Below are 15,498 nucleotides of genomic sequence, written 5' to 3' on the forward strand. Positions count from 1 at the left end.
CAGGGGGGGATAAGAACAGTCAAAATGGGTCTTATTAAGGGGGATGCGATGGCTATCGAAACTTCGAGACAAACGAAAAAAAATCGAGGGTTTCAGTTCAGCCATTACCCATTACCTATTACCTATTACCAACTATGAAACGTTCAGCTTGCCTAATTTTCAATCCCGTCGCCGGCAACAGCGACCCCGACCAAGACTTAGCTAAAATTCAGGAACTTTTAGAGCCTTTTATTGACTTAGACATTCGGCTGACAACCCCAGAATTAGACGCAGATCAAATCGCCCGCGAAGCAGTTGATAGAGGAGTTGAGGAAATTATTGCTTGCGGGGGCGACGGCACATTATCAGCAGTTGCTGGGGCGATTGTCGGCACAAATATTCCTTTAGGAATTATTTCGCGGGGAACGGCTAATGCTTTTGCTAATGCTTTAGAGATTCCGAATACAATTGAAACCGCCTGCGCCACTATTTTTGGAGGGTTGACGCGGGTGGTGGATGCGGCGATTTGCAACGGTGAAATGCCGATGGTTTTGTTAGCGGGAGTGGGTTTTGAGGCAGAAACTGTCGAACTAGCCGATCGCGAAATGAAGAATCGCTGGGGAATGCTGGCTTACATTCTGTCAGGAATTAAACAGTTAAACAATTTAGAAAGATTTGAAGCGGAAATCGAAACCGAAGATAGAATTATCAGCCTTACTGCTGTGGCGGTGACGGTGGCGAATGCAGCGCCGGCTACTTCCATTTTAGCTCAAGGCCCGGCGGGGATTGTTTTTGATGACGGCTTGCTGGACGTGACGCTGGTTGCGCCTCAGAATAAAGCTGGGGCGATCGCAGCTTCTTATCACCTTTTGCAAACAGCTTTGAGTGGCAATCCTACCGATCGCGACGACATCGGTTATTTGCGGGCAAAAAAAATAAAAATTACTACCGATCCGCCTCAAAAAGTGGTTTTAGACGGGGAAATCATCGGCATGACTCCGGTTTCTATTGAGTGCGTTCCGGGAGGTTTAACTATTTTTGTACCGCGAATTGAAGAAGAGCCGGTGGTAGAAAAACTCACTGGTTTAGCGGACATCGAAATTACATTGAAACCCTCAACTTAAAATTTTTAGCGACACAAACAATAAGAAAGACCGCGCGGGCGGTCTTTCTTTTTTAGGCTTCTAAAATTTGGCGAATGCGGCGCTCCAAACGTTCTAGGTCGAGTCCGCCTTCATCGCGGCTGATGCGGCGCACGGTGACGTTAACATTGCTCAAATCGGCCAGCAAATCTTGCAGGATTTCTTGTTGCTGCCGAGCTTGAGTTATTTCGCGCGGTTCCTGCACCAAATCGCGAACGATTGTATCTTCCGCGCGCGAAGCAACGATCGGGTCTGCTTCGCCGTCTACGTGCACGAAAGTGCGCCGACCCGGCCCCCGTTCTTCTTCAATTGGTATTACTGCTGTTACTCGATCGGATCGTACATATTTGCCAAATCCCAGGTGGACTAAGACAGAAGATTGTATTTTCATAGATAGCAAGTTTTATTTGTTAGTTATCTATATTTTAACTTTGCCAACTCGGAGATGACCACTAATATGAGAGCTATTATTACTACAATATATGTCGGTTTTTCCTGGATATTATCGTTGTCATCTTGCGGAAAAAATGGTAATATTTTTGGTTGATTTTCCGCCGTCTGATTTCGCACTATCTGACAGTCCGGCAGGGGTTGAAACCCCTGCCTCAAAGCTAAAGTCCTCTTAAGAGGACTGAAGAATTTATTCAAAATGCTCGGAGTTGTGAATTGAATTTCATCAAGCAATCTTATTATATATCATATCAATTTCGGTTGGATATGATATGTTGCACCATTCGTGTGATGTAGGGGCGGGTTCGCCCAGAGCCTTTTGGGGTGCAAATAGGTTAAATAAACCCGCCCGATCCCATCGAAAATTCCTTTGTTGACTCTTTGTGCAACGTCGAGCGTTCGATCGGAATGATTTAACCACAGAGAACGCAGAGAACACAGAGAAAGAGAAGAGAGAGATTAATAATTCTGATGTTAATAGATTTGATATCATTCAATATCTGGGTTGAATCCAATTACTAAATAAAAATACGATTCCACAGTCCTATGCAAGAGGATATTCCCACAATCCGACAGTCTGGCAGGGGTTAAAATATTCCCACAATCCGACAGTCGGGCACTGGTTAAAATATTCGCATAATCCGACAGTCCGGCAGGGGTTAAAATATTCGCATAATCCGACAGTCCGGCAGGGGTTGAAACCCCCGCCTCATAGCGAAAGTCCTCTTAAGAGGACTGAATAATTTATTGAAAATTATCCTATTGGTGGGTAAAAAATTCGCAAATAATGTTAATGCATATCAAGATAATACCTGGGTCGAATCAAATTGCTAAATAAAATATGATTCCCTAGTCCTATGCAAGAGGACTTTTGCTATGAGACAGGGGTTTCAACCCCTGGCGGACTGTCGGAATATGGCAAATCTCGGACTGTTAGATTACTATCGGAATATGGCAAATCTCGGATGGTTAGATTACTATCGGAATATGGCAAATCTCGGATGGTTAGATTACTATCGGAATATGGCAAATCTCGGACTGTTAGATTACTGTCGGAAGATGGCAAATCTCGGATTGTGCGAATCTCGGACTGTCAGTGGGCGACAGTTGGCTGATGGGTTACCATAAAAATAGAGCATTTTGCGATCGCCCGCAGCGCATTTCAGGGACACAGCCTACCGATTCGAGATTTGAGCATTACTTCCACGGACAAACAGGAAAGCCTAAATCATGTTAATTAGTCTCGACTTAGTTATCAGCCTCCTGACAGCCATTCCCCTCGGCACCATCAGAGACAAGTTTCAGCGCAACGAAACTGTCATCAAACTCTTAAAAAAATTTAACCTCGACCCCGATGCTCCGCCGGCAGATTTTAGCGGAGTTTATGTTTATACTTTAGTAGAATACGGCGCTGGCAAACCCAAGCAGATTTTAGAACTGTTTCGCCAAAAAGAGATTGAATCAGCATTTCGCCAAGCCTTCGAGTCCGATAGCCCAGCCATTTTAATTAAAGCAGGCGATGACTATCTGAATGAGAGTGCTTTAGGCAAAGAAATTCGAGATTTAGGCATTGACCCCAGACGGGAATTCATGGCATTTGCCGCCGTGTTTATGGAAGTAGCAAAGCGGACGCGGACGCTGGGAGATGTGATGGTGGGAAATGCGATCGCCTCTTTGCAAAAACGCCTATCTCTGGTAATGGATCGCATCGAACGCCTCCCCACTATCGAAGGAATTCGCACCGAATTTGCGCGGTTGGAATCCGAAGATTATCCCGCACTTCCCGCAGCAGCATCAACTAATATTCAAAAGTCTCAAGCTTTTATTTTATCACAACAAGTGCGCGGTTGGTTTGAAACATTAAGTTATAAGTTTGAAACCTATCAAATCTCGGAGGATAACTATTTTGAATGGATTATCAATGTCCCCGTCAGACGCAATCGGTACGATCGCATTTTAGTGCGCGGAATAGCCGGAGAAGCGGGACTCAGAGATATCTCGGCCTTGCGCCAGTCGGTGGAAAAACAGCGCACCGATGAAGGATGGTTAGTCACCGCCCGCCGCATCAGTCGCGCAGCGCGGGATGAAGTAGATAAACCAGAAAATAGCGATCTAGCTTGCTATACTTTCGATGAATTACTCGACCAAGATGCCGATTTTACGGCTTATCTGGATTGGCTGGAAACTGAAATCACCAGCCGGGGAATTAATACTAAATACGTACCGCTAGCTTGTACGAAAGAAGAAATCGACCCCGATACTCACCGCAAGATAGGCGTGAGTCATTATGGCGAGCGAGATGGCTGGATTGAAGGTTATATTGACCTGTGGTTGGATGACCCAGTAAAAGAACATATTTCAGTTTTAGGAGAATTTGGAACCGGGAAAACTTGGTTTGCGATGCACTATGCTTGGATGGCGCTGCAACGCTACAAAAAAGCTCAAAAAAGCGGCTTAGAACGTCCGCGTTTGCCGTTAGTAATTCCGCTGCGAGATTACGCCAAAGCAGTTAGTGTCGAGTCGCTATTTTCCGAGTTTTTCTTTAGGAAACACGAGATACCTTTGGCGGGTTATTCGGCTTTTGAACAACTGAATCGGATGGGTAAATTTTTGTTGATTTTCGATGGTTTTGATGAAATGGCCGCTAAGTGCGATCGGCAAGAAACCATCAACAACTTCTGGGAACTAGCAAAAGCCGTGGTTCCCGGCGCAAAAGTCATCCTCACTTGCCGTACCGAACACTTTCCTGAAGGCAAGGAAGGACGGGCATTGTTCAATGCAGAACTGCAAGCATCAACAACCATTTTAACAGGCGAAACTCCCCAATTTGAAGTCTTAGAATTAGAGAAATTTAACGACCAACAAATTAGCCAAGCGCTGTCATTTCAAACAGAAGCGGCGACAGTAGAAAAAGTGATGGGAAACCCGCAACTATTGGATTTAGCGCGTCGCCCTGTGATGACCGAGTTAATTTTGGAAGCATTGCCCGATATTGAAGCTGGAAAACCTGTCGATATGTCGCGGATCTATCTGTATGCGGTGCGGCGGAAGATAGAGAGAGATATCAAAGCTGAACGGACTTTTACTTCGCTAGCAGATAAGCTTTACTTTTTGTGCGAGTTATCGTGGGAAATGCTGTCTACAAACCAAATGAGTCTGAATTATCGCGGTTTTCCCGATCGCATTCGAGGCCTGTTTGGTTCCGTCGTCCAAGAGGAAAAAGACTTAGACCACTGGCATTATGACATGATGGGTCAAACGATGCTGATCCGCAATGCAGATGGCGATTATACTCCAGCCCACCGTTCGTTATTAGAGTTTTTTGTCGCTTATAAATTTGCAGCAGAATTGGGAGTTTTGGCCGCAGATTTTACCGAATTAGTGGCGCCCGAACAGTCTTGCGTCAACCCTGATGCAGAACCTCGATCGTACACTTGGTCAAATTATTGTCGGCTTCAAGCCCAGAAGAGAAATAATGGTGAACTAATCGCACCTTTGAAGGGATTTGTTGCTGAAGATTTAGATCAACTTCTTCAGAGTTTCGGACACGCGCCGCTAACAAAAGCAGTCATGGATTTGTTGTTGCCGATGCTAGTAGGGGCGGTGCCCCCGTGCCCGCCCGACCAAGGTTTAGGGGCAACCACGGGGGGATTGCCCCTACTCGAAATTATAGAAGCAACGCGAGGTAAAACAGAAACTGAAGTAGGCTACGTGGGAGGCAATGCGGCAACTCTGTTGTTAAAAAAGGACAAGACTGCTTTAGAAGGGAAAGACCTCTCTAGTGCAGTTATTTTAGGTGCTGATTTTACAAACGCGACGCTGCGCCACGTCAATTTGGCTGAAGCGAATTTGGCTAATTCTACTTTTACTAAAATCTTCGGCAGTGTTCGGTCAGTAATATTTAGTCCAGATGGCAAACTGTTAGCTACAGGTGATACTGATGGCATAGTTCGCTTGTGGGAAGCTAGCAGTTGCAGAGAAATATTGACCTGTAAAGGACATACCAACGTGGTGGAGTCAGTCGCCTTCAGTCCTGACGGCAAAATACTTGCTAGCGCCAGTTATGACAAAACGATCGAGTTATGGGATGTCAAGACTGGTGAATGTTTAAAAGTTTTCCAGGGACATACCGAATCAGTAATGTCAGTCACCTTCCATCCTGATGGAAATATACTCGCTAGCGGTAGTTTCGATCGCACGGTAAGGTTATGGGATATTCGCACGGGTGAATGCTGCAAAATTTTGCAAGACCATACTAAAGTTGTATTTTCAGTTGTTTTCCATCCTGCTGGTGAGATGCTTGCTAGTGGCAGCGGCGACCAAACAGTGAGGCTATGGAATATCGGTACTGGTGAATGTCTCAAAACTTTGCAAGGTCATACTAAAGTTGTATTTTCAGTTGCTTTCCATTCTGCTGGTGAAATACTTGCTAGTGGAAGCGCCGACAAAACAGTGAGGCTGTGGAATATCGGTAGCGGTGAATGTCTCAAAACTTTGGAGGGACATTTGGATCAAGTACGGTCGATCGCCTTCAGTCCAAATGGCGAAATACTCGCTAGTGGAAGTCACGATCGCACAACGAAGCTGTGGGATATCCGTACTGGTGAATGCTTGAATACTTTGCAAGAACATAACGATCGAATAGGGTCAGTCGCCTTCCATCCTGCTGGTGAAATACTTGTTAGTGGAAGCGGTGACCAAACGCTGAAGCTGTGGGATATCAATACTGGTGAATGCTTGAATACACTGCAAGGGCATAGCAATCAAGTAAGGTCGATCGCCTTCAGTCCCAACGGTGAAATGCTGGCCAGCGGGGATGACGCGCAAACAGTCAAGCTGTGGGATGTCAGCAGTGGTGAATGCCTCGAAATCTTGCACGGACATCTCGATCGGGTAGACTTGGTTGCTTTCAGTCCAAACGGTGAAATACTTGCTAGCGGCAGTTATGACGAAACAGTGAGGTTGTGGGATGTTAGCAGTGGTGAATGCCTCCATACTTTGCCAGAGTGGGGAAATGAAGTACACTCGATCGCCTTCAGTCCTTCGGGCGAAATACTTGCTAGTGCAAGTTATAACCAAACATTGAAGTTATGGGATGTCAGCAGTGGTCAATGCCTCAAAACCTTGCAAGGGCATAACAGTTCAGTACACTCGGCTGCTTTCAGTCCTTTGGGCGAGATATTTGCGAGTACAGGTTATGACGGAACCGTAAGGCTGTGGGATATCCATACTGGTGAATGCCTCCAAATTTTGCAGGCGCATACGGCTTGGGCGCGGGCGATCGCCTTTAGCCACAACGGTGAAATACTTGCCACTGGAAGTGTCGATCGAACAGTCAGACTGTGGGATGTTCGCAGCGGTGAATGCCTTCTAATCTTGCAGGGGCATACTGATTGGATAGGTTCAGTTGCCTTTAGTTCTTCTAGTGAAATACTTGTTAGTGGAAGTGTCGATGGAACGGTAAGAATATGGGATATCCGTACAGGTGAATGTCTAAAAATTTTGCAAGATCATACCAGTAGAATTAACTCAGTTGCCTTCAGTTCAAATGAAAAAATTCTTGCTGCTTGCAGTCGGGATGGCACAATTATGATGTGGGAGATTGAGACTGGTGAGTGCCTCAAAATCCTCAAAAGTGACAGACCTTATGAAAACATGAATATTGCTGGAGTTACGGGTTTAACGGAAGTTGAGAAAGTTACGCTCAAAGCTTTAGGGGCTGTTGAAAATTAATCATCGCAAAGGAGGAAGTATGCAGTCAGCAATACGAATTACAACCAAAGTTCTTGCAGGAAATAAACTGGAAATTTAAGTGCCGCCTGGATCGGTGGGCGAAGATGTTGAAGTTTTTGTGATTATACCAGAACAGCCTCCGTGGCGGCGTAAAGTGTTGGAATTGCTTACAGAAATCCGCAGCCGTCACGTTTCCAGAACTGTTGAAGAAATCGATCGCGAACTTCAGAACTATTAGTCTATGAGCTTTATTCCCCGCTTCTCATACAATCACAATCTGGTTAAGCATTTGGGAGTCATCGAGGGTGCCCGTGCTGTCATTAAGGTGTTACCATTGCCACCTGATACGACTCTACGCCTGCGCCACGATGCTTTGCAAAGAAGTACGCGCAGCTCTACTCAGATTGAGGGTAATCCCTTGGATGAAGCGGCGGTGCGACGGGCGATCGCCAGGAGCTCGCGCACGGGAAGTGATGCTGAACAGGAAGTCCGAAATTACTGGCGGGCACTCGATCGCGTGGAAGAATTCGCAGAAGCCCAAACCCCGATTACAGAAGCATTTATCAAAGAACTGCACCGAATAGTCATCGTGCGCGGTCGCGGGCGGCGGGGTAGCAAAAGCGAGTATCGCATTACAGAATGCCCTGTGGTGGATACAGTCACGCGGGCGATCGATTACGGACCACCGGAACCGGGGGACGTACCCGCCCTGATGCGGGAATTAGTCGATTGGCTATCTTCAACGACAGCAGCAGAATGGTCAGCCCCTATCCGTGCGGCTATTCTGACGCACCGCTTTCTCAGTATCCATCCATTTAACGACGGGAACGGTCGCACGGGACGGCTATTGGCTACTGCTGAACTGTGGCGTTCCGGCTATCGAATGCGAGGGTTTTTCTCATTTGATGAGTATTTTAATGCCGATCGCGATCGCTATTACCGTTCGTTGCAGATGGGACTGCCGGTGAACTTCTACGAAGGTCGCCACGACCCAGACCACACGCCCTGGCTGCTTTACTTTGTGGAGACGATGGCTCGTGCCGCCGATGAACTGCAAGCTAAAGCTAAGTCTCTTTATCAAGGCGCTTCTCCTGATGCCCTACCCTGGGAAGCATTGCCACGTCGCTCTCAACAACTCCTCACCCGACTTTTGGCAAGGGTTTTGGATGGAGTGGAAAATCCTTTTGCCATCGACGTTTCAGATGTTGCATCCTGGTTTGGCATTTCTGACAAGACGGCCCGCGAATGGCTGCTTGAGTGGACTGAAGGTAGTTTGATCCATCCAGTTTTAGCAGGTTCTGGGTCAAGAGTCCGCAGTTACGCACTAGCTGAAGAGTGGATCGCTGCTTGTTTCAAAATAAGGGAATCAGTTTCGGAAAATAGCGGAAGTTAATTTGAGCATTTAGCCCCTAATTTGAGGGATCTTTCACGAATTTACAAGGTTTTCGGCTGTTTTGAGTCTAAAAATAACGGAAGTAGGTTCGGAAAAATAACGCCTATTTAGCTTAGTTGGGGGTGCCATCGCACTCCGAAAAGAATAGTCCTGGATGCACGGGTGGTCAGAAACCGGGTTTTTTCCAAAATACTTGGTTGAGGCCAGCAGAAACGGCTAAAAACCCGGTTTCTAACGTAGCCTACTGACTAAACTGTTGAGCGTAGTAGCCAGCATAGCGAGATCCCTTTTCCAGCAACTCCTCGTGCGTCCCAGATTCCACAATTCTACCTTTTTCCAAAACTAAAATACGATCGGCTCTCCGCACAGTCGCCAAGCGGTGCGCGATAATAAACACCGTGCGATCGCGCATCAATCTTTCCAGCGCTTCTTGCACTAAACCTTCGGATTCCGAATCTAGCGCCGATGTAGCTTCATCCAAAATCAATATTCTGGGATCGAGCAAAACTGCACGGGCGATCGCAATTCTTTGTTTTTGGCCCCCAGATAAATTTACACCCCTTTCTCCCACCCAAGTTTGATAGCCGTCGGGAAACTCACTAATGAATTGATGAGCGTTAGCAATCTCTGCAGCTTTTTGCACATCTTTCAGTTCATAATAAGATTGACCGAAAGCGATATTTTGAGCGATCGTACCCGAAAAAAGAATAGTTTCTTGCGGTACAATTCCAATTTGCCGCCGCAGAGTATTTAAGGTGACATCTTGAATATCAATACCGTCAATTAAAATCTGTCCCGCTTGCGGATCGTAGAATCTCGGTAACAAGTTTACTAAAGTAGTTTTACCCGCACCGGATGCGCCCACGAGAGCAATCATTTCTCCGGGAAGCACCAACAAACTCATGTTTTGCAGAATGGGAACCCCCCCTTGCCCCCCCTTATCAAGGGGGGGTTGAGGGGGGTAGGCAAAATTAATGTTGCGATATTCGACTTTGCCTGTAACATGGGGAAGTTCGATCGCCCCAGGTTTTTCGACTACTGTTGGTTGAATTGCTAATAATTCAAAAATGCGATCGCTAGAAGCTTCTCCCTGCTTAAAATCCCCGTAATTAGCAGTTGTGATAGCAATGGGGTCAATTAAAAGTGCCACCCCTGCGATATAACTCATAAATTGAATACCTGTCAGATTTCCTTGAGCAATTTGCCAACCTCCCAGGAAAAAGAGCAAAATCACGCTCATCGCTTCCAGAAAGCCAACTACAACGAACTGAAGTGCTTTTACTCTTTCTGACAAATACTTAGCGCGGCGGTTTTGTTCTGCTTCTTCTGCAAAGCGGGCAATTTCGTAGTCTTCAGCCACAAATGCTTTGATTAAACGAATGCCGCTGAATACTTCTGTCAGCAAAGCGGATAAATCAGAAATGCGATTTTGACTTTGGCGCGAGTAACTCAGCAGTCTCTCGCCAAACCAGCCAATTAAAATAGCCATCAGCGGTGCAATAATTAATGCACCCAAGGTTAATTGCCAGTTGAGATAAATCATATATCCCAGAACCGCAATTAGCTGCAAAACACAAGGGATAAACTGATGAAAAAATTTATTTACTACTTCGCCAATGCGGTCAATATCTTCGGTGAGGCGGTAGGATAAGTCTCCGGTTTTGGCGGTTTCAAAGTAGCCGATATTGAGAGTTTGAAGATGGGAGTAGACTTTTTTGCGGATTTCAAAAGCAATAGTCAAAGCTGCTTTTGCCATCAGCGTATCTTGACCGTACTGGGCTGTACCGCGAATTAGAAAGATAATGGCGCTGAGTGCAGCAATTTGAGCGAACCCTTGTAAATCTCCTTTACCTATAAATTTGGCTGTTTCGCCAACTAGCCACGCTATAATCGGCCAAAATATGGTAAATACTACGGTACAAGCTAATGCTTTACCGATGGTTTGTTTTTGGGGACGGAGGTAGGGTAAGATTTGCCAGTATGTCGATCGAGTTTTCAAGATATTTTGCCCTCGCAAATTCTGTTTTTGGGGATCTATGCAAGAATATTCAAACTTCGATCCCCCCTAACCCCCCTTAATAAGGGGGGGACAAGATTATTTATTATTCAAAGTCCCCCTTCTTAAGGGGGATTTAGGGGGATCTCTGGGTCACTCATTGCGTAAGTCATAGAGATATCGGAGCCAGAATATGATAACAGCGATCGGACAAATCTCAACAATCATTCTTGAGCGTCTGCATGAGTAGCTACTACCTTAGCCCCCGCGACAACTTCGCCCCGAAAGGCGGCTGACTGTCCGGGTGCAAGAGTAACTGGTTCAGAGTAGATAAATCCGTTGTCAATTAAATTGCCTGACTCGTCCAAAACTTCATAATTGACTTTGACATTCTTGATTGTTTTGCAGCCTCGATTAAGCACTTGACCGCTGAAAAAGTTGCCGTCATAATTGGCCGCCGCGATTGACACTTTTGCAGCGATGTTGGAACCGGGAATGCAAGTTTTGGCAGTTCCAGATGCTGGCTGTTTATCGCACAATCTGCCCAAGTCTACTGTTTTGCCGTCGGGGGTTTTCATGTAGCAAAACGGCTCATCAACTGGTGAATTTTGAGCCAGTGTATTTGTAGCGTCTGCCAGCAAAGGACGAGCAGATATCGGCGATATTAGCAAACTCGATAAAGCTACGGTTAAATGTAAAATGTTCATATTTATTCAGGATTTTTTCAAGTTAATTTTACTAAATAGTTTACCTAAAATTTCCGCTTACATATCTATTATATATAAATAGGTTTCAGTTAATGTTATAAAAATGAGATTGCGTAGCTTGGACACGAATGAACTAACCCTCCGTTTCACTCCACCCAAATTTTTCGCGGCAAGGATGTGTTGGGTTTCGTTCCTCAACCCAACCTACAAATCTAAAAAGCTCACTGTCAACTGTCAACTATTTAAATTATGCTATCATAAGACATCACAATTTAGAAAATAAAGTCATGGTCGTTACTCAAAATAACCCAGGACAAAAAACGTTAGAACTGATCGTAACTTGGGAGAAGTTGCCCGACGACTTCCAATTAGAAGAAAAACCAGTGGAGAATACAGGTCAACCGCTAATTGCTGGTGCACTGCGAGAAATCTTAGAACTGAGAGGATTTATCGGGTCACGAATGCTGATAGCCAGCAACTTTGGCATTTGCGCTACTGTCAACGGCGAGTTAGTCATCAAAGCACCAGATTGGGTTTATGTACCGTCGGTACTGCCTGCCGAATCGAGAAGAGACCGCAAAAGTTATACCCCAAACTTGGAAGGAGAAATCCCGACCATTGTCATGGAATTTTTGTCGGAAACAGACGGCGGCGAATATTCTGTAAAACGTACTTTTCCTCCGGGAAAGTGGTTTTTTTACGAACAAATTCTGCAAGTACCAACTTACATCATTTTTGACCCAGAAACTGGCTTGCTGGAAGTATATCGCTTGCAAAATGGCAACTACGAATTAGAATTTCCCGACGCGGAAGGTCGCCACTGGATGGCAGATATTGGTTTGTATTTAGGAACGTGGCGGGGGGAGAAAGAACAACGTTCAGGCTATTGGTTGCGCTGGTGGGATGAAGCAGGAAATCTGCTTTTATGGGGTGTAGAACAGTTAGCAGCAGAACGCCAGCGGGCCGATCGCGAACGTGAACGGGCCGAACGACTGGCTGAATATTTGCGCGATCGGGGAATTAACCCGGACGAGATTATTTGATAAGTTGTACGCCATAAGCTGTTGGGCATCTAAATTGTATTTTGGGGCGGGCTAGAAGCCCAACCCCTACTCCCCACAAGAATTAGATGCACGGGCTAGGAGCAACGGCAAACAAGAATTAGATGTACACCTTACGAGCTTATCTAATACTCGGCTTTCTATTCCCAAGATTCCGCGCTCCGGGAATTTTTCGGCTCGGACGGGGACTGTTCAAACTGCTCGCAGTTCGAGTATTCAAAGCATTAGCAGAAGGTATCAAACCCAAGTCTTGCAAAATTTCAAAAGCCGCCCTTTGTCCAGTTTCACAACCGCCTTCCATGTAACCTTGATTTTCCAGCGAAGTGTGTTCCCCGGCAAAATATAAATTGCCAACTCGTTCGCCTTCAACGCCGTACATTTGCGTCCACTGTCCGACTAAATAGCAGGAATAAGAACCTTTGAAAAAGCGTTCTCCCGGCCAATAAGCTCGCACAGCTTTGCCCGATCGCAAATTTCTCACTCCGGGAAAAACTCTTTCAAATTGGTTTAAAAATCTTTGTGCTTGGTCTTCTGGAGTTCCCGCACCGATCGACAAACCCTGCTTTCCTCCTGTAAAATTAGTAACTAAACCGTTAGGAGTAGGGGCGAAAGGCGTAGCTTCCCAGGTACTCTGGAATCCTAAATCGCTATAAACAGAAGCTGTCGATCGATAAAGTTCCCGCCAAATTCGGCTGCGGTAGCCAGTAATTAACTTAGAATTAGTACCGTAACCCAATTGCTCGATCGCCCTACGCTTCGGTTGTGGCAAAGGTACGTTAATTTTAACGTCTCGCAGAGTGCTAAACGGCAAAGTTAACAAAACTCGCTCGTAAGTGCGATCGAAGGCGCTTTGTCCCGATCGCAAATTTACGCGATAGCGGCCATCCGGCAAAAGAGTAATCGCTTCCAAAACCGTCCCCGCCTCGATCGAACCAGATAATTGACCGGCTAAACTGTTGATAATTTGACTGTTGCCGCCGTCAATTTGATAACGCTCATCGCTGTTGCCGTACAATTCAAAACTGCCAGATTCAGCACCGATTAAAAAAAGCAGATTTAACGCCGACTGTTCTTCAGGATCTCGACCGTATTCTCCCGTATAAGCAATGCGGAGTAACTGCCGGACAATAGTGCTAGTATCAGCTTGGTCTACATATTCAGCGATCGAAAGATTGTCCAATCTTTCCGCTGCTTCCGTAAAATCAAGATAGCTAATTTCATCGCCAACCGCCTGCAAATCTGCACTAATTTTACTAGCTAGGGGCGCAAAATCGGCGATTAATTGCTCAAGAGAAAAGCGCCGTCCTTCAAAGAAAAAAGTATCCTTCACCAGTCCACTCTGCACTTGGGCTAAGTCGATCGCCCGCAAACCCAATTCCGTCGCCAGCGAGATTAAATTAGTATGACCGGTGTCAATAAATTCTCCCCCCAAATCCGCCGGAATTAGCGTTCCAGCCACCTTGGGAACCGTGCGTATCCGCCCCCCCACGCGGTTAGTTGCCTCGATTATATCGGCGCGCACGCCCGCTTGGCCCAAGCGATAAGCCGCCGTCAAACCCGCAATCCCTGCACCCACAACCAAAATCGGTGATCGTCCGCCCTGTTGAGCAAAAGCTCCCCCTCCCTCCCTGGTAAAAGTCGCAGCAGCGACAGCCCCCGCAGCAGCTAAACCCCCGTGCAGCAACTGGCGACGAGATATGGCAGAATTAGGAATGCGATTCCCTACGGGATAGCTTCGCTTCACGCTCAGCATCCCCAGCAGTTCATCAGCCGGAATGCCCGTTTCCCTTGATTTCTGGGCAATACTCGCAGCGCGGCGCAGCATTGCCATCAGTGCAGACTTAGCCATAATTAAGACATCCTCACAAAACAAAACTTTGATGTAAACTGGATTCTCGATCGTGCACTTTCCAGACTAAAGCCCAGAGAGATTTTTTTAATAATGCTAACCCTCAGAACGCTGTTCGACAGGAAATTTTATCTCGAAAACAACCCAGATGTCGCCGTAGCAGTTGCCAGAGGCACGGTATCGAGTCCCTTCGATCACTACCGAAAAATTGGCAAATTTGAAAATCGCGACCCGAATGCCCTGTTCGACGCCAGCTATTATTTAGACACCAATACAGATGTAGCGGTATCAGCCAAACTCAACGGCTTTTCAGCAGCCGATCACTTTATTAGATTCGGTCAATTTGAACGACGCAACCCCAATCCTTTTTTCGATGTTGGTTTCTATCTAGCAAGCAACCCAGACGTTCAGACAGCAGTCCAAACCAATCAATTTACCGCCTTTGAACACTATTTAAAAGCCGGTCAATTAGAAAACCGCAAAGCCAGCGTTTTCTTCGATCCCAGCTTTTATCTAGAAAAATATCCGCTGGTAGCAGCAGCAGTCCAAAGCGGCGCAGTTCAAAGTGCGATCGGCCATTACATTCAATTCGGTCAACAAGAAGGACTGTTGAGCACTCTCCCCGATACCGCAGACAATTTGAACGTAGCAAAAAGCCTGGGTATTCTGGGAGAAATTCAAACGGCGAGCGATTTTGTGGGAGATGCAGAACCAGCCGACATTTACAGTTTTATCCTCAATACTCCCAGCCTTTTCAGTGTAACTATTGACGGTTTGAGTGCAGATGTTGATGTAGAATTAATTCAAGATCTCAACGGCAACGGCGCAGTTGGATTAGACGATATTATTGCTTCGTCTAACAATTTAGGCACGTCTTCAGAAACAATTGTCAGCAATGGGGCTTTACCTGCGGGGACTTATTTTGTCCGCGTTTCTCAATTTCAAGGCGATACAAATTATGACTTGAGATTGCTTTCCGCTCCTTCTCCCACGCCGCTTCTATGACATGAGGGTTTACACTCGAAGGCAGCCAAAATAGGAAGGTGGAAGACCGAATGCAGAATTACATAAAAATTTATAATTAAATAATTCTGCGGGATTGTCAGTTAGAGACTGTCCGGTTAATGACTTATAATATAATTGTTTGTTGTCATCCTCTTAAGAGAAGAGAAGACTTAAGCCCTCACT

11 protein-coding genes are annotated in these 15,498 nt (G+C 46.0%); 7 read left to right on the top strand and 4 right to left on the bottom strand.

Translation table 11 applies throughout. The annotated features are described in order from the left end of the window. Positions 1 to 134 precede the first annotated feature (134 nt). Positions 135 to 1,103, top strand: a complete 969-nt coding sequence (locus QUB12_RS12135) for a YegS/Rv2252/BmrU family lipid kinase (RefSeq protein WP_333306927.1) — start codon at positions 135 to 137, stop codon at positions 1,101 to 1,103. 52 nt (positions 1,104 to 1,155) lie between these two features. Here QUB12_RS12135 and QUB12_RS12140 read toward each other — a convergent pair whose 3' ends face one another. Further along, positions 1,156 to 1,512, bottom strand: coding sequence for a hypothetical protein (locus tag QUB12_RS12140; RefSeq protein ID WP_190740317.1), 357 nt, complete (start codon positions 1,510 to 1,512; stop codon positions 1,156 to 1,158). 974 nt (positions 1,513 to 2,486) lie between these two features. Between QUB12_RS12140 and QUB12_RS12145 the strand changes: the two genes are divergently transcribed. From QUB12_RS12145 to QUB12_RS12160, 4 genes are all read left to right on the top strand, one after another. Next, on the top strand, positions 2,487 to 2,699 hold the full coding sequence (locus tag QUB12_RS12145) for a hypothetical protein (protein WP_333306930.1): 213 nt from the start codon (positions 2,487 to 2,489) through the stop codon (positions 2,697 to 2,699). Between the two features lie 102 nt (positions 2,700 to 2,801). Beyond that, positions 2,802 to 7,304: a WD40 domain-containing protein gene (locus QUB12_RS12150; RefSeq protein WP_333306932.1), complete on the top strand. Its 4,503-nt coding sequence runs from the start codon at positions 2,802 to 2,804 to the stop codon at positions 7,302 to 7,304. 79 nt (positions 7,305 to 7,383) lie between these two features. Beyond that, the gene (locus QUB12_RS12155; protein WP_333141798.1) at positions 7,384 to 7,542 is read left to right on the top strand and encodes a hypothetical protein; all 159 of its coding nucleotides are present in this window, start codon (positions 7,384 to 7,386) and stop codon (positions 7,540 to 7,542) included. Positions 7,543 to 7,545: 3 nt separating this feature from the next. Then, positions 7,546 to 8,697 carry a Fic family protein gene (locus QUB12_RS12160; protein ID WP_333287610.1) on the top strand — a complete coding sequence of 384 codons (1,152 nt, stop codon included), beginning with the start codon at positions 7,546 to 7,548 and terminating at the stop codon, positions 8,695 to 8,697. Positions 8,698 to 8,938: 241 nt separating this feature from the next. Here QUB12_RS12160 and QUB12_RS12165 read toward each other — a convergent pair whose 3' ends face one another. Continuing rightward, positions 8,939 to 10,696, bottom strand: coding sequence for an ABC transporter ATP-binding protein (locus QUB12_RS12165; RefSeq protein WP_333306934.1), 1,758 nt, complete (start codon positions 10,694 to 10,696; stop codon positions 8,939 to 8,941). 221 nt (positions 10,697 to 10,917) lie between these two features. After that, positions 10,918 to 11,400 (bottom strand): FxLYD domain-containing protein, encoded by a 483-nt coding sequence (locus QUB12_RS12170; protein ID WP_333306936.1) that lies wholly within the window; start codon positions 11,398 to 11,400, stop codon positions 10,918 to 10,920. Positions 11,401 to 11,687: 287 nt separating this feature from the next. Here QUB12_RS12170 and QUB12_RS12175 point away from each other — a divergent pair, with 287 nt between their 5' ends. Beyond that, positions 11,688 to 12,443 carry a Uma2 family endonuclease gene (locus QUB12_RS12175; RefSeq protein WP_333141807.1) on the top strand — a complete coding sequence of 252 codons (756 nt, stop codon included), beginning with the start codon at positions 11,688 to 11,690 and terminating at the stop codon, positions 12,441 to 12,443. Positions 12,444 to 12,582: 139 nt separating this feature from the next. Here the strand turns inward: QUB12_RS12175 and QUB12_RS12180 are convergent, their stop codons facing one another. Next, positions 12,583 to 14,310, bottom strand: coding sequence for an NAD(P)/FAD-dependent oxidoreductase (locus QUB12_RS12180; RefSeq protein ID WP_333306938.1), 1,728 nt, complete (start codon positions 14,308 to 14,310; stop codon positions 12,583 to 12,585). A 93-nt stretch (positions 14,311 to 14,403) separates the two neighbouring features. Between QUB12_RS12180 and QUB12_RS12185 the strand changes: the two genes are divergently transcribed. Then, positions 14,404 to 15,315 (top strand): PPC domain-containing protein, encoded by a 912-nt coding sequence (locus QUB12_RS12185; protein WP_333306940.1) that lies wholly within the window; start codon positions 14,404 to 14,406, stop codon positions 15,313 to 15,315. Positions 15,316 to 15,498 lie beyond the last annotated feature (183 nt).

This window comes from Microcoleus sp. B7-D4 (assembly GCF_036705125.1).
Classification (GTDB): domain Bacteria; phylum Cyanobacteriota; class Cyanobacteriia; order Cyanobacteriales; family Microcoleaceae; genus Microcoleus.

Excerpts from the sequence above, each read along its gene's own strand:
- QUB12_RS12180 (WP_333306938.1), bottom strand. The coding sequence starts at position 14,310 with ATGGCTAAGTCTGCACTGATGGCAATGCTGCGCCGCGCTGCGAGTATT.
- QUB12_RS12135 (WP_333306927.1), top strand. The coding sequence starts at position 135 with ATGAAACGTTCAGCTTGCCTAATTTTCAATCCCGTCGCCGGCAACAGC.
- QUB12_RS12185 (WP_333306940.1), top strand. The coding sequence starts at position 14,404 with ATGCTAACCCTCAGAACGCTGTTCGACAGGAAATTTTATCTCGAAAAC.
- QUB12_RS12145 (WP_333306930.1), top strand. The coding sequence starts at position 2,487 with ATGGCAAATCTCGGACTGTTAGATTACTATCGGAATATGGCAAATCTC.
- QUB12_RS12175 (WP_333141807.1), top strand. The coding sequence starts at position 11,688 with ATGGTCGTTACTCAAAATAACCCAGGACAAAAAACGTTAGAACTGATC.
- QUB12_RS12150 (WP_333306932.1), top strand. The coding sequence starts at position 2,802 with ATGTTAATTAGTCTCGACTTAGTTATCAGCCTCCTGACAGCCATTCCC.
- QUB12_RS12160 (WP_333287610.1), top strand. The coding sequence starts at position 7,546 with ATGAGCTTTATTCCCCGCTTCTCATACAATCACAATCTGGTTAAGCAT.
- QUB12_RS12170 (WP_333306936.1), bottom strand. The coding sequence starts at position 11,400 with ATGAACATTTTACATTTAACCGTAGCTTTATCGAGTTTGCTAATATCG.
- QUB12_RS12140 (WP_190740317.1), bottom strand. The coding sequence starts at position 1,512 with ATGAAAATACAATCTTCTGTCTTAGTCCACCTGGGATTTGGCAAATAT.